Origin of the sequence: Pseudomonas sp. SJZ077, assembly GCF_007993905.1 — a bacterium.
Classification (GTDB): Bacteria; Pseudomonadota; Gammaproteobacteria; order Pseudomonadales; family Pseudomonadaceae; genus Aquipseudomonas; species Aquipseudomonas mandelii.
The window spans coordinates 59,372-82,024 of the sequence record NZ_VIUJ01000028.1 but is presented as its reverse complement, the minus strand read 5'-3'; the positions used below and the strand labels follow the sequence as shown (position 1 = coordinate 82,024).

Annotated in this window: 20 protein-coding genes; 8 read left to right on the top strand and 12 right to left on the bottom strand. The window is 61.2% G+C overall.

The genetic code is table 11. The annotated features are described in order from the left end of the window. Positions 1-25: 25 nt before the first annotated feature. From FBY01_RS29005 to FBY01_RS28995, 3 genes are all read left to right on the top strand, one after another. Entirely contained in the window at positions 26-781 is a 756-nt protein-coding gene (locus FBY01_RS29005) for a helix-turn-helix transcriptional regulator (RefSeq protein ID WP_145310556.1), read from the top strand. Positions 782-861: 80 nt separating this feature from the next. Further along, entirely contained in the window at positions 862-2,082 is a 1,221-nt protein-coding gene (locus FBY01_RS29000) for a putative DNA modification/repair radical SAM protein (RefSeq protein ID WP_077749306.1), read from the top strand. Further along, positions 2,079-2,912, top strand: a complete 834-nt coding sequence (locus tag FBY01_RS28995) for a TIGR03915 family putative DNA repair protein (protein WP_145310558.1) — start codon at positions 2,079-2,081, stop codon at positions 2,910-2,912. Before FBY01_RS29000 ends, FBY01_RS28995 begins: the two co-directional genes overlap by 4 nt. Positions 2,913-2,969: 57 nt before the next feature. On the opposite strand, the gene FBY01_RS28990 is transcribed toward FBY01_RS28995, so the two are convergent. The 5 genes from FBY01_RS28990 to FBY01_RS28970 form a co-directional block, all read right to left on the bottom strand. Further along, entirely contained in the window at positions 2,970-3,989 is a 1,020-nt protein-coding gene (locus FBY01_RS28990; protein ID WP_010455177.1) for a branched-chain amino acid aminotransferase, read from the bottom strand. A gap of 242 nt (positions 3,990-4,231) precedes the next feature. Further along, positions 4,232-5,614 (bottom strand): dihydrolipoyl dehydrogenase, encoded by a 1,383-nt coding sequence (lpdA, locus tag FBY01_RS28985; RefSeq protein WP_077749304.1) that lies wholly within the window; start codon positions 5,612-5,614, stop codon positions 4,232-4,234. A 3-nt stretch (positions 5,615-5,617) separates the two neighbouring features. Continuing rightward, positions 5,618-6,895: a dihydrolipoamide acetyltransferase family protein gene (locus tag FBY01_RS28980; protein WP_145310560.1), complete on the bottom strand. Its 1,278-nt coding sequence runs from the start codon at positions 6,893-6,895 to the stop codon at positions 5,618-5,620. Then, a complete protein-coding gene (locus tag FBY01_RS28975; RefSeq protein WP_010455171.1) occupies positions 6,896-7,954 on the bottom strand; it encodes an alpha-ketoacid dehydrogenase subunit beta in 1,059 nt (352 codons plus the stop codon). 1 nt (position 7,955) lies between these two features. After that, entirely contained in the window at positions 7,956-9,191 is a 1,236-nt protein-coding gene (locus FBY01_RS28970; protein ID WP_010455169.1) for a 3-methyl-2-oxobutanoate dehydrogenase (2-methylpropanoyl-transferring) subunit alpha, read from the bottom strand. A gap of 185 nt (positions 9,192-9,376) precedes the next feature. On the opposite strand from FBY01_RS28970, the gene bkdR reads away from it, so the two are divergent. Beyond that, a complete protein-coding gene (gene bkdR, locus FBY01_RS28965) occupies positions 9,377-9,865 on the top strand; it encodes a Bkd operon transcriptional regulator BkdR (protein ID WP_025111414.1) in 489 nt (162 codons plus the stop codon). A 91-nt stretch (positions 9,866-9,956) separates the two neighbouring features. Here the strand turns inward: bkdR and FBY01_RS28960 are convergent, their stop codons facing one another. Continuing rightward, positions 9,957-10,820: an MBL fold metallo-hydrolase gene (locus FBY01_RS28960; protein WP_145310562.1), complete on the bottom strand. Its 864-nt coding sequence runs from the start codon at positions 10,818-10,820 to the stop codon at positions 9,957-9,959. Between the two features lie 161 nt (positions 10,821-10,981). On the opposite strand from FBY01_RS28960, the gene FBY01_RS28955 reads away from it, so the two are divergent. From FBY01_RS28955 to nahK, 4 genes are all read left to right on the top strand, one after another. Further along, the gene (locus FBY01_RS28955) at positions 10,982-11,788 is read left to right on the top strand and encodes a sulfite exporter TauE/SafE family protein (protein WP_145310563.1); all 807 of its coding nucleotides are present in this window, start codon (positions 10,982-10,984) and stop codon (positions 11,786-11,788) included. A 174-nt stretch (positions 11,789-11,962) separates the two neighbouring features. After that, positions 11,963-13,147, top strand: coding sequence for a porin (locus FBY01_RS28950; protein ID WP_010455156.1), 1,185 nt, complete (start codon positions 11,963-11,965; stop codon positions 13,145-13,147). A gap of 267 nt (positions 13,148-13,414) precedes the next feature. Continuing rightward, positions 13,415-14,578, top strand: a complete 1,164-nt coding sequence (gene nosP, locus FBY01_RS28940) for a nitric oxide-sensing protein NosP (protein ID WP_145310567.1) — start codon at positions 13,415-13,417, stop codon at positions 14,576-14,578. After that, on the top strand, positions 14,547-17,144 hold the full coding sequence (gene nahK, locus FBY01_RS28935) for a hybrid sensor histidine kinase/response regulator NahK/ErcS' (RefSeq protein WP_145310622.1): 2,598 nt from the start codon (positions 14,547-14,549) through the stop codon (positions 17,142-17,144). The genes nosP and nahK overlap by 32 nt, the downstream gene beginning before the upstream one ends. 180 nt (positions 17,145-17,324) lie before the next feature. Here nahK and FBY01_RS28930 read toward each other — a convergent pair whose 3' ends face one another. The 6 genes from FBY01_RS28930 to FBY01_RS28900 all read right to left on the bottom strand — a co-directional run bounded on the left by FBY01_RS28930 (position 17,325) and on the right by FBY01_RS28900 (position 22,603). Then, the gene (locus tag FBY01_RS28930; protein WP_010455152.1) at positions 17,325-17,990 is read right to left on the bottom strand and encodes a response regulator transcription factor; all 666 of its coding nucleotides are present in this window, start codon (positions 17,988-17,990) and stop codon (positions 17,325-17,327) included. Between the two features lie 56 nt (positions 17,991-18,046). Continuing rightward, on the bottom strand, positions 18,047-18,604 hold the full coding sequence (locus tag FBY01_RS28925) for a PQQ-dependent catabolism-associated CXXCW motif protein (RefSeq protein WP_102594352.1): 558 nt from the start codon (positions 18,602-18,604) through the stop codon (positions 18,047-18,049). A gap of 298 nt (positions 18,605-18,902) precedes the next feature. After that, positions 18,903-19,694: an ABC transporter permease gene (locus FBY01_RS28915; protein ID WP_145310571.1), complete on the bottom strand. Its 792-nt coding sequence runs from the start codon at positions 19,692-19,694 to the stop codon at positions 18,903-18,905. Continuing rightward, positions 19,691-20,422, bottom strand: coding sequence for an ABC transporter ATP-binding protein (locus FBY01_RS28910; protein ID WP_145310573.1), 732 nt, complete (start codon positions 20,420-20,422; stop codon positions 19,691-19,693). Before FBY01_RS28910 ends, FBY01_RS28915 begins: the two co-directional genes overlap by 4 nt. Next, on the bottom strand, positions 20,419-21,378 hold the full coding sequence (locus tag FBY01_RS28905) for a YVTN family beta-propeller repeat protein (RefSeq protein ID WP_077749296.1): 960 nt from the start codon (positions 21,376-21,378) through the stop codon (positions 20,419-20,421). Before FBY01_RS28905 ends, FBY01_RS28910 begins: the two co-directional genes overlap by 4 nt. A 40-nt stretch (positions 21,379-21,418) precedes the next feature. Then, complete coding sequence (locus FBY01_RS28900; RefSeq protein WP_145310575.1) at positions 21,419-22,603, bottom strand: ABC transporter substrate-binding protein; 1,185 nt, start codon at positions 22,601-22,603, stop codon at positions 21,419-21,421. Positions 22,604-22,653 lie beyond the last annotated feature (50 nt).

Here is a 22,653-nt window from a genome sequence, read left to right as displayed (position 1 = left end):
GCCTTGATTCGTCCGGGAGCGAAATATGAACGTTGAACAACACGACATCGGCGTCTCTCAAGTGGCCGCGGCCATCGCGGAACCGGCCCGGACGAAAATCCTCTGTTCGCTGATGGACGGCCACGCCCGCACCAGCACTGAGCTGGCGGCGATTGCCGATGTCAGCGCTTCCACCGCCAGCGCTCACCTGGCCAAGCTCAAGGAGCTGGCGCTGCTGCGTTTGCACGTGCAGGGTCGCCATCGTTATTACAGCCTCGCCGACCAGCGGGTGGCCCAGGCCCTGGAAGCGCTGATGGTGATCGGCCAGAACACTGCGCCGACTTTCACCTCGCGTACACCGGATCGCCTGCAATTCGCCCGCACTTGCTATGACCACATGGCCGGGACGCTGGCGGTGCTGCTGCACGACCGGATGCTGGAAAAAGGCTGGTTGCTGGAAACTGACGAGCAGGCTTATCGCCTGAGCGACAGCGGCGAGGCGTTGATGGAAAGGTTGGGCATTGAAGTCAATGACCTGAACACCTTGCGTCGCCGCTTCGCGTGCCCATGCCTGGACTGGAGCATGCGTCGGCCACATTTGGGAGGTTCGCTGGGGGCGGCGTTGCTGCAAACCGCGATCAAGCGCAATTGGGTGACGCAGGATCTGGACAGCAGGGCGCTGGCGTTGACGGCGCTGGGGCGCAAGGAATTGGGTGCACAATTCGACCTGACGCTGGCGCAGCCAACCGTGCAACCCATCCGCGAACAACGCCCACCGCAACCTGCGCGTGATGTGGTCTGACCCGACCAAGGGTTCGCTGATGACTTGTGCCTTGAAGGTCGACCCTATACTGTATATCCACACAGTAATAGGCGTGCCCCATGGAACTCATCGACAAGCTCAGCATTCTCGCCGACGCCGCCAAGTACGACGCGTCTTGCGCCAGCAGTGGCGCGCCGAAGCGTAGTTCCGAGGGCAAGAGCGGCCTGGGCTCGACCGACGGCATGGGCATTTGCCACAGCTACACGCCGGACGGCCGCTGCGTGTCGTTGCTGAAGGTTCTGCTGACCAACTTCTGTCTCTATGACTGCCAGTATTGCGTCAATCGACGTTCCAGCGACGTGCCACGCGCACGCTTCACGCCGGAAGAAGTGGTGACGCTGACTATGGATTTCTACCGGCGCAACTGCGTCAGTGGGTTGTTTCTCAGTTCCGGGATCATTCGCTCGGCGGACTACACCATGGAGCAACTGATCCGCGTGGCCAAACTGCTGCGCGAAGACCACGAGTTCCGGGGCTACATCCACCTCAAGACCATTCCCGAAGCCGATCCGGCGCTGATCGAGGAAGCGGGGCGCTATGCCGATCGCTTGAGCGTGAACATTGAACTGCCCACCGACGCCAGCCTGCAAACCCTGGCCCCGGAGAAACAGCTGGGCTCGATCAAGCAAGCGATGCAAACCATCTACACCGGTGTTCAGACCGTACTCAACGAACCCCGCGCACCGAAATTTGCCCCGGCCGGGCAGAGCACGCAGATGATCGTCGGTGCTGATGACACCGATGACAGCACCATTCTCCATAGCGCCCAGGCGTTGTACGGCAACTTCAGTTTGCGAAGGGTCTATTACTCGGCGTTCAGCCCGATCCCCAACAGCCCGAAAAGCGTGCCGCTGGCCGCGCCGCCATTGATGCGCGAGCACCGTTTGTATCAGGCGGACTTCCTGTTGCGCAGCTACGGCTTTACCGCTGGCGAACTGTTCAAGGGGCCCGGGCACCTGGCGCTCGACATCGATCCGAAACTGGCGTGGGCATTGGAGAACCGCGAGATCTTCCCACTGGACCTCAATCGCGCCGAGGCATCGTTGATCGCACGCATTCCCGGTATTGGCCTTCGCACCACCGAGCGCCTGGTGGAATTGCGCCGTCAGCGCCGCATCCGCTACGAAGACCTGACCCGAATGCGTTGCGTGCTGGCCAAGGCCAAACCATTCTTCATCACCAGCGATTACCACCCGCAGCAGGCCGAGGTCACCAGCCATTTGCTGTATCAGCAATTGCGCGACCGGCCGCAACCGCAACAAATGGGGTTATGGGGATGATCAGCCTCGATTGCGATGACCTGTTCGACACGTGGCGCCAGCAGGCGCGCTGGCTGCTCAGCCATGAGGTGGACCCGAGCCGGGTGAGTTGGGCCAGTGAAGGCGTCTGCGATCTGTTCGCCAGCGACGATGCGCCACCTCAAACCCAGGGGCCGTTTCACGCACGAATACCGCGAACGCTGTTGGACACCCTGGAGCGCGCCGCTCGTTATCGGGGGGATCAGCGCTGGAGTCTGTTGTACGAAGTGCTGTGGCGGGTCAGTCATGGTGACCGCACCGCCATGCTGGCCGGAGACAAATTAGGCAGTGAATTTCATAGAAGAATCAAACAGGTACAGCGTGAATCTCATCACTTACATGCATTCGTACGATTCGTCGCAATGCCTGAAGGTGAGGGCCCGCAATACGTTGCCTGGCATGAACCGGCCCACGACATCCTGCACAGCGCCAGTGAACATTTTATCGGGCGCATGGGCCGGCATCGCTGGTTGATTGCAACGCCCAGGGACGGGGTCTACTACGACGGTGAGCAGTTGATCCACCAACGCCAGTGCCCAATTGAATGGCAGCTGCTGGCGCAAAACGTCGACGACCCGCACAGCGACATGTGGCTGACCTACTACAGCCACATCTTCAATCCGGCGCGCCTGAATCCGAAAGTCATGCAAGGGCATTTGCCGGCCCGGTTCTGGAAAAACCTGCCGGAAGGTGCGCTGATTCCGGGACTGATCACCCAGGCACGCACGGGCAAGCAACAGGACGGCCAGGCGAGTGGAATCAAGGGCAGGGGAGGTAAACGTATTGCGCGGGGAGAAGCCGGGCAGCGCTGATAAAAAAAGCCCCCCATCGCCAAAGCGATGGAGGGCTTCGATGCCGCTGGCGTCAGATCAAACCTTGACGATCCAGCCCGCTGGCGCTTCGACGTCACCGGTTTGAACACCGGTCAGCTCTTTGTAGAGCTTCTGGGTGACGGGGCCGACTTCGGTTTCGCTGTGGAACACATGCAGATGGTCGTTGTAGCTGATGCCGCCGATCGGTGTGATCACCGCAGCGGTACCGCAAGCGCCGGCTTCCTTGAAGTCGGACAGCTTGTCGATGAACACGTCACCTTCAACCACTTCCAGGCCCAGACGCGATTTGGCCAGCTCGATCAACGACAGGCGGGTGATGCCTGGCAGGACCGACGGCGAGTTCGGCGTGACGAACTTGTTGTCGTGGGTGATCCCGAAGAAGTTGGCCGAGCCGACTTCTTCGATTTTGGTGTGGGTCATCGGGTCCAGGTAGATGCAGTCGGCGAAGTGGGCTTTCTTGGCCTGGGAACCTGGCATCAGGCTGGCCGCGTAGTTGCCACCGACCTTGGCTGCACCGGTGCCTTGTGGAGCGGCGCGGTCGTAGCTGGAGATCAGGAAGTTGTGCGGGGTCAGGCCACCTTTGAAGTAAGCGCCGACCGGAATGCAGAAAATCGAGAAGATGAACTCGGGGGCGGTACGCACGCCGATGTTGTCACCCACGCCGATTACGAACGGACGCAGGTACAGCGCGCCGCCGGTGCCGTAAGGCGGGATGAAACGCTCGTTGGCGCGGACCACTTCCTTGCACGCTTCGACGAACTGCTCGGTGGACACCTGCGGCATCAGCAGGCGGGCGCAGCTGCGTTGCATGCGGGCGGCGTTCTGATCCGGGCGGAACAGGTTGATCGAACCGTCCTTGCAACGATAAGCCTTCAGGCCCTCGAAGCATTGCTGGCCATAGTGAAGGGCAGTGGAGCCTTCGCTGATGTGCAGCACGTTGTCTTCGGTCAGGGTGCCTGTGTCCCACTCGCCATTACGCCAGTGCGACAGATAGCGCTTGTCTGTCTTGATGTAGTCAAAACCCAACTTGTCCCAATTGATGCTTTCGTTACCCATGACACCCTCTATCACTTAACAACCGCCGAAACGGTTCAAGGCTTCTGACGTTTTTCTGGATGGGGACAACAATACTTCATTACGGGCCTGTTTCGCAGCCCGGACTATCGGATGACGGACAGATAAATCGAGTTGACCTCAAGAAATCGCTGGCAGGCTGGCTCCCACAGGAGAAGGCATTGCAAATGTGGGAGCTGGCCTGCTGGCGATGGGGTCATCTATGCCGCCATCCATGTTCTGAATCACAGGTGCAGTGCATGCCCCAAAGCGCGCAGCGCGGCTTCTTGCACCGCCTCGCCCAGCGTCGGGTGCGCATGAATTGTGCCGGCAATGTCCTCCAGCCGAGCGCCCATTTCCAGGCTCTGGCCAAACGCCGTCGACAACTCCGAAACGCCCACACCCACCGCTTGCCAGCCAACAATCACATGATTGTCACGGCGTGCCACGACGCGCACGAAGCCGCTTTTCGATTCCAGCGTCATCGCCCGGCCATTGGCCGCGAACGGGAAACTGGAAACGATGCAGTCCAGGCCGGCAGCCTTGACGTCGTCCGGGGTCTTGCCGACCACCACCAGTTCCGGGTCGGTGAAGCACACGGCAGCGATGGCGGTCGGGTTGAACTCGCGGGATTTTCCGCTGATCAGTTCGGCCACCATCTCGCCCTGAGCCATGGCCCGGTGCGCGAGCATCGGTTCGCCGCTCAGGTCGCCGATGGCGTACACGTTGCGCATACTGGTCTGGCAGCGATGGTCGATCTTGATCGCCGAGCCATTCATGTCCAGATTCAGCGCTTCAAGGTTCCAGCCCTGGGTGTTCGGCTTGCGACCGACGGCTACCAGCACCTGATCCGTTTCCAGGTTCAGGGTGTCGCCACCCGGTTGCAAAACTTGCAGTGTATTACTAGAAGAATCAAAGCCTTGGACGCTGTGCTTCAAGTAAAGCTTTACACCGAGCTTTTTCAGTTCGTCGTGTACCGGCTGGGTCAGTTCGGCATCGTAGGCCGGCAGAATGCGCTCCTGCGCCTCGACCACGCTCACGTCAGCGCCGAGTTTGCGATAGGCAATTCCGAGCTCCAGACCGATGTAACCGCCACCGACCACGACCAGGCGTTTCGGCACGGACGTCGGGGCCAGGGCTTCGGTGGAGGAGATGATCGGTCCGCCAATCGGCAACATCGGCAGGTTCACGCTTTTCGAGCCCGTGGCCAGCACCAGGTGCTCGCACTGGATTCGCGTATCGCCTACTTCCACGGTTTTGCCGTCGATCACTTTCGCCCAGCCTTGAATGACCTGGACTTTGTTCTTTTTCAACAGCGCCGCGACGCCGGTGGTCAGGCGATCAACGATGCCGTCCTTCCACTCGACGCTTTTGCCGATGTCGAGGGTTGGCGCGGAGACGCTGATGCCCAGCGCAGAGTGCTGGCTGTGGTGTTGCGTCTGGTGGAACTGTTCAGCGACATGAATCAACGCCTTCGACGGAATGCAGCCGATGTTCAGGCACGTACCGCCCAACGATTCGCCTTCCACCAGAATGGTCGAGATGCCCAACTGGCCGGCACGGATCGCCGTCACATAACCGCCAGGGCCGCCGCCGATGATCAGCAGAGTGGTGTTCAAAGTCTGCATCTCTTACTCCACAAACAGGGTGGCGGGTTGTTCGAGCAAACCACGGATGGCCTGGATGAATTGCGCCGCGTCCATGCCATCGACCACGCGGTGATCGAAGGAGCTGGAGAGGTTCATCATCTTGCGAATCACGATTTGGCCTTTGACCACCATCGGGCGTTCGACGATCTTGTTGACGCCGACGATCGCCACTTCCGGCAGGTTCAGCACCGGGGTGCTGACGATGCCGCCCAGCGCGCCGAGGCTGGTCAGGGTGATGCTCGAGCCGGACAGTTCATCGCGGCTGGCCTTGCCATTTCGTGCGGCCGTGGCCAAGCGGGAGATTTCGGTCGCGTTGTCCCACAGGCTGCGGGCTTCGGCGTGACGTACCACTGGCACCATCAAGCCGATGTCGGCTTGCGTGGCGATGCCCACGTGGACGGCGCCGAGGCGGGTGATAACCTGGGCTTCGTCGTCGTAACGGGCATTGATCTGCGGGAAGTCGCGCAGGGCGACAACCAGTGCGCGGACCAGGAACGGCAGCAATGTCAGCTTGCCTCGGGTCGCCCCGTGTTTTTCGTTCAGGTGCGCGCGCAGTTCTTCAACGGCGGTGACGTCGATTTCTTCGACATAACTGAAGTGCGCGGCACGCTGAGTGGCATCCTGCATGCGCTGGGCGATCTTGCGACGCATGCCGATGACCGGGATTTGTTCTTCGTCATTACGCTGGGCGTAAGCGGCGGCCACGGTCGATTGCGGCTGCTGACCCTGGGCCAGATAGGCGTCGAGGTCTTCGTGCAACACGCGACCGGCAGGGCCGGTGCCACGGACCAGACGCAACTGGATGCCGAGGTCCAGCGCATGTTTGCGCACGGCCGGGGAGGCCAGCGGACGTTCGTCGGCTTCGCGAGCGACCATCGGGCCTTGGCAAACAGCGGCCCGGGGCGCTGCTGCAACGACCGGTTTGCTTGCGACCACGGGCTCAACTTTCGGCGTCGCAACCGGCGCTTCTTTCACCGCAGGGGCTGCCGGCTGAGCCGACTCTTTAACGTTGCCCGCGCCTTCGACTTCAATGCTGATCAGGATGCTGCCCACCGCCATGACTTCGCCTGGCTGTCCGCCCAGCGCAATCACCTTGCCGTGCACCGGAGACGGGATGTCGACCATCGCCTTGTCCGTCATCACATCGGCCAGCACCTGATCTTCGACGACCATGTCGCCAACCTTGACGTGCCATACCGACAATTCAACTTCTGCAATGCCTTCGCCAATGTCCGGCATTTTAATAACGTGCGTGCCCATTCAGACCTCCATGACCCGTTTCAACGCCGCGCCCACTCGGGACGGACCAGGGAAATACGCCCACTCTTGCGCGTGCGGGTAGGGAGTGTCCCAACCGGTGACGCGTTCGATCGGCGCTTCCAGGTGGTGGAAGCAATGCTCTTGCACCAGGGCGACCAGTTCGGCGCCGAAGCCGCACGTGCGGGTCGCTTCGTGAACGATCACGCAGCGGCCGGTTTTCTTCACCGATTTGACGATGGCGTCCAGGTCCAGCGGCCACAGGCTGCGCAGGTCGATGACTTCAGCGTCGATCCCGGTTTCTTCTGCGGCGACTTGCGACACGTAAACGGTGGTGCCGTAGGTCAGGATGGTCACGTCCTTGCCGGGACGGGCGATGGCGGCCACGTCCAGCGGCACGGTGTAGTAACCGTCCGGGACCTGGGCGGCCGGGTGTTTCGACCACGGGGTTACCGGGCGGTCGTGGTGGCCGTCGAACGGGCCGTTGTACAGGCGTTTTGGCTCGAGGAAGATCACCGGGTCATCGTTTTCGATGGAGGCGATCAGCAGGCCTTTGGCGTCGTAAGGGTTGGACGGCATGACCGTGCGCAAGCCGCAGACCTGAGTAAACATCGCCTCAATACTTTGGCTGTGGGTCTGGCCACCGTAGATGCCGCCGCCGCAAGGCATGCGCAGGGTCATCGGTGCGGTGAACTCGCCGGCCGAGCGATAGCGCAGGCGCGCGGCTTCGGAAATGATCTGGTCCGACGCCGGGTACACGTAGTCGGCGAACTGGATCTCGGCGACCGGGCGCAGACCGTAGGCACCCATGCCCACGGCAACGCCGACAATGCCGCTTTCTGAGATCGGCGCATCGAACACCCGGGAGGTGCCGTACTTGGTCTGCAGGCCTTCGGTGCAGCGGAACACACCGCCGAAGTAACCGACGTCCTGGCCGAACACCACGACGTTGTCGTCACGCTCAAGCATCACATCCATGGCCGAGCGCAGGGCCTGGATCATGGTCATGGTGGTCGTGGTCATGGCGGTTTCCAACTCGATATTATTGTTGTGATCGTTCATGTCAGATCCCCAACTCTTGACGCTGGCGCTTCAAGTGCTCCGGCATCTCTTTATAGACGTCTTCGAACATGGTCGCGGCGCTTGGAATCTGGCCACCGGCCAGGGTGCCGTACTGCTCGGCTTCTTTCTGGGCGGCAATCACTTCGGCTTCCAGTTCGGCGCTGACGGCAACGTGTTCCTCTTCGGACCAGTGGCCGATCTTGATCAGGTGCTGCTTGAGGCGCGCAATCGGGTCGCCCAACGGGAAGTAGCTCCAGTCGTCGGCAGGACGGTATTTGGACGGATCATCGGAAGTGGAGTGAGGGCCGGCGCGGTAGGTGACCCATTCGATCATGGTCGGGCCGAGGTTGCGGCGCGCACGTTCGGCGGCCCAGGCGGAGGCGGCATAGACCGCGACGAAATCGTTGCCGTCGACCCGCAGGGAGGCAATGCCGCAACCGACGCCACGACCGGCGAACGTAGTGGCTTCACCACCGGCAATCGCCTGGAACGTCGAGATCGCCCACTGGTTGTTGACCACGTTGAGGATCACTGGCGCACGGTAAACGTGGGCAAAGGTGAGGGCGGTGTGGAAGTCGGATTCAGCGGTGGCGCCATCGCCAATCCACGCCGAGGCGATTTTGGTGTCGCCCTTGATCGCCGAGGCCATGCCCCAGCCCACACCTTGTACGAATTGGGTGGCGAGGTTGCCGGAAATGGTGAAGAAGCCATAGTCCTTGACCGAATACATGATCGGCAACTGACGGCCCTTGAGCGGATCGCGCTCGTTGGACAGCAGTTGGCAGATCAGGTCTACCAGCGGTACATCGCGTGCCATCAGGATGCTTTGCTGGCGGTAGGTCGGGAAGCACATGTCATCGACGTTCAGCGCCAAGGCCTGGCCGCTGCCGATGGCTTCTTCGCCAAGGCTCTGCATGTAGAACGACATTTTTTTCTGACGCTGGGCGACCACCATGCGGTTGTCGTAGATCCGCGTCTTGAGCATGGCGCGCATGCCTTTTCGCAGGATCTCGACCGGTACGCCTTCAGCCCATGGACCGAGGGCATTACCCTGGTCGTCGAGCACGCGAATCAGGCCTTTGGCCAGGTCGGCGGTGTCGGCGGGTTCAACGTCGATTGGGGGTTTGCGCACCGTGCCGGCGTCGGTCAGACGCAGGTAGGAGAAGTCGGTTTTGCAGCCAGGGCGGCCCGATGGTTCGGGAACGTGCAGGTGCAGCGGTTCATACGCTTGGTTCATGGCTTCTACGCTCGATCTTGTGAATTTCTTGTAGTGAGCTGACCGTCATTCTTCGATAAAAGAAATCTTGTCCTACAACAATCATAGGCCCGGCGCAGAAGAATATTTATCTCTGTTTCGTTGCGCGGGAGATCATTTGAGGATAAAAAACCTGCATAAACATAAAAAACAGGTGGTTTTGTCTCATGCGCAAACTGGACCGTACCGATATCGGCATTTTGAACAGCCTTCAGGAGAACGCCCGTATCACCAACGCCGACCTCGCACGCTCGGTGAACCTGTCGCCAACGCCGTGCTTCAACCGGGTCAAGGCGATGGAAGAATTAGGGCTGATTCGCGAGCAAGTGACGCTGCTGGACGCCGACTTGCTGGGCCTGCACGTGAACGTGTTTATTCATGTCAGCCTGGAAAAACAGGTGGAAGAGGCGTTGCAGCATTTCGAGGAAGCGATTTCGGATCGCCCGGAAGTAATGGAATGCTATTTGATGGCGGGGGACCCGGACTATCTGATCCGGGTGCTGGTGCCGACCATTCAGTCGCTGGAACGCTTCATGATGGACTTCCTGACCAAAGTGCCTGGTGTGGCCAACATCCGTTCAAGCTTTGCGCTCAAGCAAGTGCGCTATAAAACCGCGTTGCCGTTGCCTGCGAATGGCCTGACCTTGGGGGCCTAGAGTGATCATTCCCACGCTCTGCGTGGGAATGCCGCCAGGGACGCTCCGCGTTCCGCTTCTGGATGTGACTCAGAGCGTGGGAACGATCGCTTCAGAGTTTATTCAGGGGGATTTTCAGGTAGGTCACGCCATTGTCCTCCGCCGGCGGCAGATTCCCCGCCCGCACATTCACCTGAATCGCCGGCAGCAACAGCGTTGGCATGCCCAGCCCGGCATCACGCTGGGTGCGCATGGCGACGAACGCCGCTTCGTCGATGCCGTCATGGACGTGAATATTGCTTTTGCGTTGCTCGCCGACCGTGGTCATGCAGCGGGATTCGCGGCCTTCGGGTGGGTAGTCGTGGCAGACGTAGAGCCGGACGCTGGCGGGGAAGGCCAGCAGTTTTTGGATTGAGGCGAACATCTGGTGGGCATTGCCGCCGGGGAAGTCGCAACGGGCCGTGCCCACGTCTGGCATGAACAAAGTATCGCCTACCAGAATCACGTCACCGTCGATCAAATAGGCCATGTCCGCCGGGGTGTGGCCGGGCACATGCAGGGCCGTGGCCTTGAGGTGGCCGATCATGAATGATTCGTCCGGGGCGAACAGGTGGTCGAATTGCGAACCGTCACTGCGAAATGCCGGCTCAAGGTTGAACAGGGCCTTGAACACGCCCTGGACCTTGCTGATCGACTGGCCGATGGTGATTTTGCCGCCCAGCTCGCGACGCAGATACGGTGCTGCGGACAGGTGATCGGCATGGGCGTGGGTTTCCAGCAGCCATTGCACTTGCAACTGATGCTTGCGAACGAAGGCGATGATTTTGTCCGCCTGGGTGGTGGCGGTGCGACCGGCGGCGGGGTCGTAGTCGAGGACCGGGTCGACGATGGCGCATTGACTGCCAGCACCTTCATGAATCACGTAACTGTAGGTCGAGGAGGCAGGGTCTAAAAAAGCTTCAATCAAGGCAGGCATGGTGGCCGTTTCTTTCAGGACGAGCCAAGAGGGTAGTGTCATTTTCCCTGCGCTGACCAGCCCCGCGTTAAATGCTGAAGGAAAAAATTCGCACGGGCTCTATCCTGTCAGACATCGATACCGGGCGTTCCCGGCTTTTTCCCACGGATTACGAGCGTTTTATGCTGTTGGCAGGTTTTTTTGGCGTGGTGATGGGCCTCGTCCTGGGATTGACCGGGGCAGGGGGCGGCATTCTTGCAGTGCCGGCCTTGGTGCTGGGGCTGGGATTGACCATGACCCAGGCTGCGCCAGTGGCGTTGTTTGCGGTGGGCAGCGCGGCAGCGGTCGGGGCTATTGATGGTTTGCGCCATGGCCTGGTGCGCTATCGCGCGGCGTTGCTGATCGCACTGCTGGGGGCGATTTTTTCGCCGGTCGGCATCTACTTCGCCCATCAGTTGCCGGAAAAAATCCTGATGATCCTGTTCAGTCTGCTGATGGTCATGGTGGCCTGGCGGATGTTGCGTCGCGAGCGCCAGGAAGAAGGACCGAGCGACCACGGCCACGCCAACTGGGGTCAGAAGAACTGCATGCTCGATCAGCAGACCGGGCGTTTTTCCTGGACCGCCAAATGCACCGCGACCCTCGCGGCATTGGGCGCGGTGACCGGCGTTGTTTCCGGGTTGCTCGGGGTCGGTGGCGGCTTCTTGATTGTCCCGGCCTTCAAGCAACTGACCGATGTGCAAATGCGCGGCATCGTCGCCACCTCCTTGATGGTGATCAGCCTGATTTCCGCCATCGGTGTGATCGGGGCATTTCATGCCGGGGTCAGGATCGACGCATTGGGTGTGGCGTTCATTGTCGCCAGCGTAGTCGGCATGATCGTCGGCCGACAACTGAGCGCGCGCGTCCCGGCCCGGGCCCTGCAAATCGGTTTTGCCAGCGTGTGTGTCGTGGTCGCCGCCTACATGCTGTTCAGAGCGGCGACCTAGCCGGTCTTACACCTAAAGTTCCGGGCCGTGCCTGAGCCCGGTCTTACACCGAATTTGCCGCTCACGCCCGGCCACTCCAAAGCACTTCAAAACCGCCCCCAAGGCAGCGTATGCCGCCGCCCGTCCCCTTTCGATAATCGCCTCCGACATCCAGTCCCCGCTGCGGAGCGCGTCATGCACAACAATAAGAACTTCAAGCATCGTTACTTGCCTGCCTTCATCGCCAGCCTCTCGACCCTCGGTTTGAGCACGATGGCCGAGGCCGAGATCGTGCTGTACGACAAGGACCAGACCACGTTCTCAACCGACGGCTACATCAACGCCTTCTACGTGAACAGCGATGTGGACCGTGCCGGCGACCAGTACGACCGGAAACAGGCGCGGGTGAAAATGGGCTATCTGCCCAATTACCTGGGTTTCAACATGGGCAAACAGGTCGATGACCTGAAGCTCGGTGCGCGGGCGTCGTTCTGGGTGACCATCAACGACAGCCAGACCAATGGCACCGACACCGCCATCGACGTGCGGCAGTTCTACGGCACCGTGGCCAATCCGGAATGGGGCGAAGTGTTGATCGGCAAGGACTTCGGCCTGTTCGCCCGCTCCAACATTCTGCTCGATGAAATGCTCGCCGGTTACGGCCAGGTCAGCGATACCCTGGGGTTGGTGGACGGTGGCGGCGTGTCGTTCGGCAATATCGGTACGGGTTACCCGTACCCATTCCCGACCTCGCAGATCACCTATCGCACCCCGGTGATGGAGGGTTTGCGGGTGGCCGTGGGAATTCTCGACCCGGTGGACACCAACGACAGCAGCCCGTTGGGCAAGGCGTATCAGGAGAATCCGCGTACCGAGAGCGAGGTCACCTATCAGTTCGACGTCGGCGGCGCGAAGATTTACAGCTGGGTCAACGGCAGCTACCAGACGTCGGACAATACCGACTCCACCGTTGAATCGGTCACCTCCAAAGGCGTCGGCTACGGTGTGCAGGCGAAGATGGGCGGGTTGTCGCTGACCGGCTCCGGTTTCCAGGCCAAAGGGATTAACCCGTTCTTCACCAACAACGCCGGCGAACCGACCCTGCGCAACGTCGACAGCGACGGTTACTTGCTGCAAGGCTCGTACAAGCTGGGCAAAAACCGCCTGGCCTTGTCTTACGGCAAGACCAATGACGACGGCAATGGTGTGGTCGGCAGCGGCGCGGACTATGAAACCCGCGGCATTGCGTTGTTCCATGACGTCAACGACAACCTCAAACTCGTGGCCGAGTACAACCAGTTCGAAATCAACGGCCACGACACCAGCGCCCAGAACGAAGACACCGATACCTTCGCGGTGGGGGCGGTGTTGAACTGGTAACAAGCTGATCTGTGAACCCTACCCCTGTGGCGAGGGAGCTTGCTCCCGCTGGAGCGCGTAGCGGTCCCTATTCTGGTCGCGCATCGGCCGGTTGGGAGACTGCTGCGCAGTCCAGCGGGAGCAAGCTTCCTCGCCACAAAAGCTTCAGCCATCAAGCCGCCAACTCTCATCCCATCGAAGCGGCTACCCGCTACCCAAGTAGCATACGTCGCAGCCCGCAGGCTTCGTACACTCGTGTCTCATACACGCGCACCTGCGGGGGTGGTCATGCAGCAGGTCCAGAGTGAAGGGGTGGTCAGCGGCATGTCCCAGGCCACCGATGCCCAACAAGTGGCTCAGGAGCTCGCGCGGCAGTTATTGCACCCGCATCTGGGCTTCGTGTTGTTCTTCTGCTCCGCCGAGTACGACTTGCAGGCGCTGGGCCAGGCCTTGCATCTGAGCTTCGGCGGCATTCGCCTGGTCGGCTGCACCAGCGCCGGGGAGATCACGCCCCTGGGCTACGGCCGCAATTGCGTGACGGCGGTGGGATTCGACCATCGGCATTTTTCCATCGACGCCGAACTGATCAGCGAGATGGAGCGCTTCAGCCTGATCGACGCCCAGCAAATGGTCGAGCGCCTGGCCAGCGGCTGTCGCAGCAACACCCTGGCGCCGATCAAGGGCAACAGCTTTGCCCTGACCTTGCTCGATGGTCTGTCCAGCCGCGAAGAAATGGTCCTCGCTGCGTTGAGCGCGGCGTTGGGCGACATCCCGCATTTCGGCGGTTCGGCCGGCGATGACAACTACCTGACCCACACCCACGTCTATTTCGGCGGCGAGTTTCACAGCGGCGCGGCGGTGGTGGTGCTGGTCAACACCTGGCTGGATTTCGAGGTGTTCACCACGCACCACATCTTGCCGAGGGCGGAGAAACTGGTGGTCACCGGAGCCGACAGCGCCTCGCGCCGGGTCTTTGAACTGAATGCCGAGCCGGCTGCCGAGGAGTACGCCCGACACATCGGCGTGCCGGTGGCCGAACTCGATCACCGGGTCTTCGCCGCTCACCCCTTGGCGGTGCGGATCAACGATCAGTATTACGTGCGGGCGATCCAGCAGGTTCATCCAGACCTGAGCCTGAGTTTTTACTGCGCCGTGGAAAACGGCATCGTCCTCACCGTCATGACCCCCGGCCCGATGCTGCCGAATCTGCAAACCTTGTTCGAAGGCTTGCAGGAGCGCCTCGGCGATCTGTTACTGACCATCGGCTGTGACTGTTTTCTCAGGCGTCTGGAGCTGGAAGACGGCGGCAGCCTGGAGCAGATCGGAACGTTTTTGCGCGACCAACGGGTGATGGGTTTCAACACCTACGGAGAACAGTTCAATGGCATGCACATCAACCAGACCTTCACCGGGGTTGCCATTGCCCGAGGCCGGTCCCCTGGACATCATTGAGCTGCAGGCGCAGCTCGCCAGCCTGCGCCACGAAAACCATAAACTGCAGCGCATCAACGGCGCGCTGATCGAGCGGATCGAATCCGGTGTCACGCGCGGCAATGATCCCTACGCGGCGTTCCAGCATTCGGTGGTGCTGGCCGAGCAGGTGCGTGAGCGCACCGACGCCTTGAACCAGGCCATGGCCGAGCTCAAGTCGGGCAATCACTTGCTCAGCGAAGCGCGCCTGCGGGCGGAAACCGCGCATCAGCATCTGATCGATGCCATCGAGAGCATTTCCGATGCCTTTGTGCTGTTCGATGCCGAGCAGCGCATCGTTTTGTTCAACAGCCGTTTCAAGGCGTTCTGGGACAACAGCCGGGTGCGGATCAACGCCGGCATGCGCCTGGTCGAGGTGAAACGGCTGATGTCCGCCACCGGGTTGTTCACGGAAGAACCCCGTGGGCATGCCGACGAAAACCTGATCTATCGCTTGCAGGACGGCCGCTGGCTGCAAGTCAGCGAGCGGCCCACGCAGGAAGGTGGGCGGGTGATCCTGTTCACCGACATTACTGACGTCAAACTCAGCGAAACCGTGCGCCGCGAGCAAGCCGTGGCGCAGAAATCGCACTTGCTGCAACGGGCGGTCGACAACCTGTCCCAAGGCGTGGCCATGGTCAATGCCGAAGGCATCCTGGAACTGTGGAACCGGCGCTTCCTCGAACTGAGCGGGCTCGCCCCGGTGGCGGCCCATCGGCCGTTTGCCGAAGTGATCGGCGACAGCGAGTTGACCCTGCTGACCCCGGCCAGTCGCGATGCCAACGGGCGGCACGTGCAGGAATGCGAGCAACGTCTTTACGATGGCCGGGTGCTGGAAATCCGCACGCATCCGTTGCCCACCGGTGGCTTCGTCAACACCTTCACCGACATCACCGAACGTTACCAACACGCCGAAGCCCTCAGCGAAAGCGAGCGCTGGATTCGCCTGATCACCGACCATGTCCCCGCGTTGATCGCCTACCTCAATGCCGATCTGGTCTACGAATTCACCAACAAGGTCTACGAAGAATGGTACTGCTGGCCTCGCGGCGTGATGCTCGGGCAGAGCCTGCGCGAAGTTCACAGCGCGCAGCATTACCAGCGCCTCGAGGCCTACGTGGCCAGGGCCTTGGCCGGTGAGAGCGTGACGTTCGAATTTGCCGAAACCAACATCAACAATCAGGAGCGCTACATGCTGCGCTCCTACGTGCCCAATCGCCTGGCCACCGGGGAAGTGGTGGGGATCTTCGTGTTGATCCGTGACATCACCGAGCGCCGCCGCACGGCCGAGGCGCTGCACCAGGCGTATCAGAATCTTGAGTTGCGGGTACGCGAACGGACCACCGAACTGACCACCCTCAATGACCAATTGCTGCGTGAAATCGACGAGCGCCGGCGCGTGGAATCGCGTTTGCGCGAGGCCAAACTTGAGGCGGAGCAGGCCAACCTGTCGAAAACCAAGTTTCTCGCCGCCGTGAGTCACGACCTGCTGCAACCGCTCAACGCGGCTCGGCTATTCACCAGCGCTTTGCTGGAACGTCGCGAGCCGGTGGCCAATGCGATTTTGGTGCGCAATGTCAGCAATTCGCTGGAGGACGTGGAAAACCTGCTAGGCACGCTGGTGGATATTTCCAAACTGGATGCCGGGGTGATCAAAGCCGACATCGCGCCGTTCGCCCTGAGCGAGCTGCTGGAAAACCTCGCGGCCGAGTACACACAGGTGGCCCGCAATGAAGGGCTGGAGCTGCATTTCATCCCGTGTTCGGCGCTGGTGCGTAGCGACATTCAGTTGCTGGCGCGGATCCTGCGCAATCTGCTGAGCAACGCCATTCGTTATACCTACAGCGGTCGGGTGGTGCTCGGATGTCGGCGTCATCATCAGCGGTTGACGATCGAGGTGTGGGACAGCGGGATGGGCATTGCCGAAAATCGACTGGAAGAGATTTTCCAGGAGTTCAAACGGGGCGATGTGCAGCGTCCGGATCAGGACCGCGGGTTGGGGCTGGGGCTGGCCATCGTCGAGAAGATTGCCGGGATTCTCGGTCATCGCGTTCACGTGCGTTCGTGGCCGGGCAAGGGCTCGATGTTTTCCGTCGAGGTGCCGTTGAGCGCCACGGCTCCGAAGGCTCAGCCAGCGTTGTTGATGAGTGAGCCGATGCTCGAGCGTCTGCGCGGAGCGCGGGTGTGGGTGCTGGATAATGACGCGGCGATTTGCGCTGGCATGCGCACGTTGCTGGAAGGGTGGGGGTGTCGGGTGGTCACGGCACTGTCGGAGCAGGACCTGGCGCGGCAGGTGGACAACTACCACGAAGAAGCCGACTTGCTGATTGCCGACTATCACCTCGATGACGAGCAGAACGGCGTCGATGCCGTGGCCCGGATCAACGCCCGGCGCGGTTCAGCGATCCCGGCGATGATGATTACCGCCAACTACAGCAATGAGCTCAAGCAGCAGATTCGCGAGTTGGGGCATACGTTGATGCATAAGCCTGTACGGCCGATGAAGCTGAAAACGGCGATGAGTCATTTGCTTGGCCCATCCCGTTAGCCGCGTCGGGCATCAGACCTGTGGTGACTAGGCTTTCTGTGGCGAGGGAGCGTGCTCCCGTCCGGCTGCGAAGCAGTCGTAAATCAGGCGACTCGGTTTACCTGGAAGTTTGAAGGGGGCCGCTTCGCGACCCAACAGGAGCAAGGTCCCTCGCCACAGGGATCTGGGAATGCCCAACATTCAACGCCGCAGATAAGACCCGAAATCAATATCCCCAGCACTCAGAATCGCTTGCACCCGGTTGTGCACATTGAGTTTGCGCAAGATCGCCGAGACATGCGCCTTGACCGTGGTTTCGGCGATTTCCAGGGTGTAGGCGATCTGCTTGTTCGATTCGCCCTTGGTCATGCGTTCCAGCACCAGCAACTGCTTGCGGGTCAGCGCCTGGAGCAGTTCGGGCGGGAAGCTCGGGTTGTCATTCATGCGCCGATGGGTGCCTGACTTTTGTGTGCGAATGATGTCCGGCGGCAAGTACACATTGCCATTGAGAATCTGCTGGATGGCCTCGGTCATCTGCACCCGGGGCGAGGATTTGGTGATGAAACCCACTGCGCCATAGGTGATGGCTTGCAGCACGATCTGCTTGTCCTGCTCGGCTGAAACGATCACCACCGGAATGGTCGGCGCCTCGTTGCGCAGGTTGATCAGGCCATTGAGGCCGTGCATGCCCGGCATGTTCAGGTCGAGCAGGATCAGGTCCAGGTCGTCGTGCTCCTGAGTCAGCAGCAGGGCACTGTCGAGATCGGCGGTTTCCATCACCTCGCTGCCCGGAAAACCATCGCTGATGACGTTATGAATGGCTTCGCGAAACAGCGGGTGATCGTCGGCAATCAGAATTTTGTACATAGCCTTTCACCTCATTATTTTCATTATGGTGTGGCAACAACACGCACGCGTAAAGGTCAGGGGAAGGGCTCGGGCCGGGCCGGTTCAACGGGCAGGTTGGCGGCTTGCCAGGCGTCCAGGCCGTCGCGGTACCAATACAGTGTCTTATAGCCCATGGCCGCGGCGCGTTTTACCGCATTCCAGCTCAGCCAGCAGTCGGAGCGGCAGTAGAAGACCAGCGGTTGCGCCAAGTCTCCTGCGGTCAATGCGTTCAGGTTACGCGCAAAATAGCCCTGCCAGTCAGCTGTGAGGTCGCCGTCGCCGGTATTGGCCAGCCAATGGCTACCGGGCAGGTTCTCGTGGGGCTGGTCTTCAATGAATTGTCCTTGCAGCCATTGGCGGCGATAGACGTCGATCAGCACCGGGCGCGGTGTCTGGGTGAGCAGGGTTTGCAAGGCGGCGGTGTCGACGATGGCCGCGCCTTGAAGCTGATTCGGGGTCGGGCTGCGATAGAGGCTGATGCGATAGCCGTCGGCGGAGAACAGCGGTGTATCGGCGTGCGCGGCGCCCAGCAGCAGGCTCAGCGACAGCGCAGCAAGGGAAGGGCGCAACAGACGACGTTGGGCACGCGGCATGGGGGTTCAATCCTTATAGTTATGAACCCATTACATGCCAGTCTCGGGGCGTTGGGAATGCGACGATAGACAGGAAAACCAGTACTAAAGTAGTAATTTCCCTCGCCAGTGCACCAAAAATCCCCTGTAGGAGTGAGCCTGCTCGCGATGGCGGCTTAACATTCAACATCTCTATTGACTGACACTCCGCTATCGCGAGCAGGCTCGCTCCCACAGTGGGTCTTCATTTGTTCGCAATATCTGTAGGACGCAGATCCCGTGTGGGAGCGAGTCTGCTCCCACAGGGGGATTGATGGTGTCAGCTGGTTTTGCGCAGCGCGGCGTGTTGCGGGTTGAAAGTGAGGACTGCGAGCAGGGCGAATACCAGGGTCAGCCCGGCGCACACCGCCAGCGCCAGCGGATTGAAACGCTCATACAGGGCAAACCGCACCAGTTCCACAGCGTGGGTAAACGGGTTCAGCGCGCACAGCCAGTACAGCCACTCGCTGGATTCGCGCATCTTCCACAGCGGATACAACGCCGACGACAGGAAAAACAGCGGGAAGATCACGAAATTCATCACCCCGGCGAAGTTCTCCAGTTGCCGGATCGCATTGGACAGCAGCAGGCCCAGCGCACTGAGCATCAACGCCACCAGCAACAACGCCGGCAAGGCGATCAACAGCCCCATGGCCGGTGGCTGCACGCCGTACACCCAGGCAATCGCCAGAAAGGCATACACCTGCAACAGCGAAATCAGCGAAGTGGCCAACAGTTTGCTGCACAGCAGGAAGGTCCGGGGCAGGGGGCTGGTCAGCAGCACGCGCATGCTGCCCATCTCTCGGTCGTAAACCATCGACAGCGAACCTTGCATGCCGTTGAACAGCAGGATCATGCAGGCCAGCCCCGGGATGATGTAGACCTCATACGGAATGTAGGTGTCGTAGGGCTCAATGATCGCGATCCCGAGGGCCGCGCGAAAACCGGCGGCGAACACCAGCAGCCACAGCAATGGCCGCACCAGCGCGCTGAGAAACCGCGTGCGCTGCAACACAAAGCGCAGCCATTCACGCAGCACGATGCCGCTGAAGCATTGCCAATACGCATTCATCGGGCAGCTCCTGATGTCGTGAGGCGAGTGAAGGCCGAACCGAGGTCGCCGCCATGCGCCTGGCTCAAGGCATCAGCCCGCCCGCTGGCCACCAGACGGCCCTGATGAAGAATCAGCAAGTCATCGCTCGGCTGCACTTCATCCAGCAAGTGGGTGGTCCAGAGCACGCTGATGTGCTGCTCGCGACACAGGCCGCGAATGTGTTGATTGAGCGCCAGCCGGCTGGCAGGATCGAGGCCGACACTGGCCTCGTCGAGCAGCAACAGCCGTGGCTCATGCAGCAAGGCGCGGGCGATTTCCACCCGGCGCCGGTGACCGCCATTGAGTTCACGCACCCGCTCGCGACGGCGTTCGGTCAGCGCCTGCCGCGCCAGTTCGGCGTCGACCCGCAGGCCGGTCTGGCGCCGGGACATGCCATGCAGCGCGGCGTGATAACGCAGGTTCTGCTCGACACTGAGGTCCAGGTCCAGCGTGCTTTGCTGGAACACCACGCCCAATTGCTTGAGCGCCGGACGCGCCGCGTTGCGCAAGGAGCAGCCGCCGACCCGGATGTCCCCGCGCTGCAAATCATAGAGCCGGGTGAGCAGGGCAATCAGCGTCGATTTGCCCGCGCCGTTCGGCCCCAGCAACGCCGCGAAACGCCCGGGCGCCAGGCTGAAATTCACCTGCCGCAACGCCTCCCGCGCGCCATAGGCGAAGCTCAGTTCACTGACTTCCAGTGCGTTCATGGCGTCACCACCACGCCCCACGGATAGCGCCCGACTTTCACCGATTTGGTCACTTTGAGGCTGTCGACATCAATCACCGACACATCGCCGCTGACGCCGTTGGTGGCCAGCAACTGTTTTTGATCGGGGGTGAACGACATCTGCCAGACCCGACGACCGACCAACAGATAATCAAGAATCTCGAAGGTCTTGGCGTCAATCACCGCCACATGATTGGCCGGGCCGAGGGCGACGAAACCGTACTTGCCGTCGGCGCTGAGCTTGATGCCCACCGGCTGGACCTTGTCCGGGTGCACGCCCTTGATCTGGAAAGTCAGGGTCTTGAGGACCTTGCGGGTGGCGACGTCGAGAATGGTTACCGTGCCGCCGATTTCCGCCGAGGCCCAGAGTTGCGAGCCTTCAGGTGAGAACTCGACGAAACGCGGCCGCTGATCGACCAGGGTGCTGTCGGCCAGGGTCTGGGTGCTGGTGTCGATCCAGTGCAGCATGTTGGTGGTTTCGCTGGTGTTCACCGCCCACTTGCCGTCGGGGCTGACGGCCATGCCTTCGGGTTCGACGCCAACGCTGATCTGGCTTAGCACCTTGGAGGTTTCGGTATCGATCACCGTCACCAGTGCATCGTCTTCGTTCGAAACGTAGAGCCAGCGATTGTTGGGATGCAGGGCGAACTGCTCGGGGTCTTTGCCCGACGGCAACTCCTTGATGATCTTGCGGGTGGCGACGTCCATCACCTGGACCCGGTCCGAGTCGCTGGCGCAGATGTACAGCAGCTTGTTGTCGTGGGACAGCAGCAAACCGCGCGGCCGTTGGCCGACGGGCAGGGTGTCGGTGACTTGCAACGTCTGCAGGTCGATCAGGCTCAGGGTGTTGTCCTTTTCGTTGGAGACCCAGGCGGTGCTGGCAGCGGCGTGCCCGGCGGCGAGCAGCAGGGCGCAAGAGAGCAGGGTGCGACGCATGGCGGATTCCTTCTTGTTGTAGTTCTTGTGGAACGCTGGCTCAGGGAAAGCGGCAGCTGACCTCGGGCTTGTCGTAGCCAAGGCTGTCCATTTCGTTGAAAGGGTGCAGGAAGCCGTCTTGCGGCGACGTGCTGACCAGCGCTCGGGGCTGGACGATGGGAATCGGTTGGCGCAACTGACCGTTCCACGGGCGATAACTGAGCTTGCGTCCCTTGAAACCGTCCAGCGGCAATTGATCGCTGATTTCCAGGGTGCGGATCGCCACGGGATCGACCTGCCGCAGTTTGCTCACCGCACTGGCGATGCTGCGCACGGCGATCCAGGCGGCGAAGTCGCGGTCATTCATCCAGCGCCCGGCCAGAGCTTCGAAGCGTTTCTGCAATTGGGCGGCGCCGTAGGTTTCCACGGTTTTGTGCCAGCCCACGGGGGTCAGGCCCTGCGTGCCGGCAACCGGCCGTGGGTACCAGGTCTGGTAGGGCACGTATTCACCGAAATCGCCACGTTCGTCCGCCACCAGCACCACATCGTATTCGGCGGTCTGGGTGAACAGCGGCATGTCGGCCTGGGCGCTGCGACGCTGATCGTTGTCGAAGCTCCAGGCTTTTTCCGCCACCAGTGTCAGGCCGAAGCGTTTGGCGGCGCGGCGCAGGGCGGCTGCGTAGGCCTGGTCGTCCCGGGTCGGGCCGACGATCAGCAGCGCCCGTTGCCATTTGCGTAGCACCAGAAATTGCGCCAGGGCATCGGCGAGCATCGCCCGGCTCGGCAGGCTGTGCAGTACGTTTGGCAGGCAGTCGGTGGTGCGCAGGCTGTCATCCGGGCTGCCGGCGTTGAACAGCAAGCTGTCGGGCAGCACGGCGCTGAGCCGGCGCAGACTCTCCACCGGCGCATTCACCACAAACAGGCGCAGACCCTGTGCATGTTGGGCCTTGGCCGCTTCAATCAGGGTGTCCGGGCTGTCGGCATTGGCCGTGACGAGGCTGTAACTCTGGTTGAGAAAACGCCCGGTGCTGTTGCTGTCGGTGATCGCCAGTTCGGCACCGCGAAGCCCGGCATCGACCGGTTCGGGAATCACGTTGGACAGCAGCGGACCGGGGTCAGGCCGGTAGCCCAGGTAGCCGATCCGCACCTGCAACGGCGCATCCGCCGCCTGGCTCTGCGTCGCCACCCCGGCGGCGCAGGCAATCGCCAGCAGGTAGATCAGGGCGTAAGGGGCAAGCTGGCGCATAAAGGCACTCCATTACAGGTAGTGCCAGCATAGGAAGCCTGCGAGGCAGA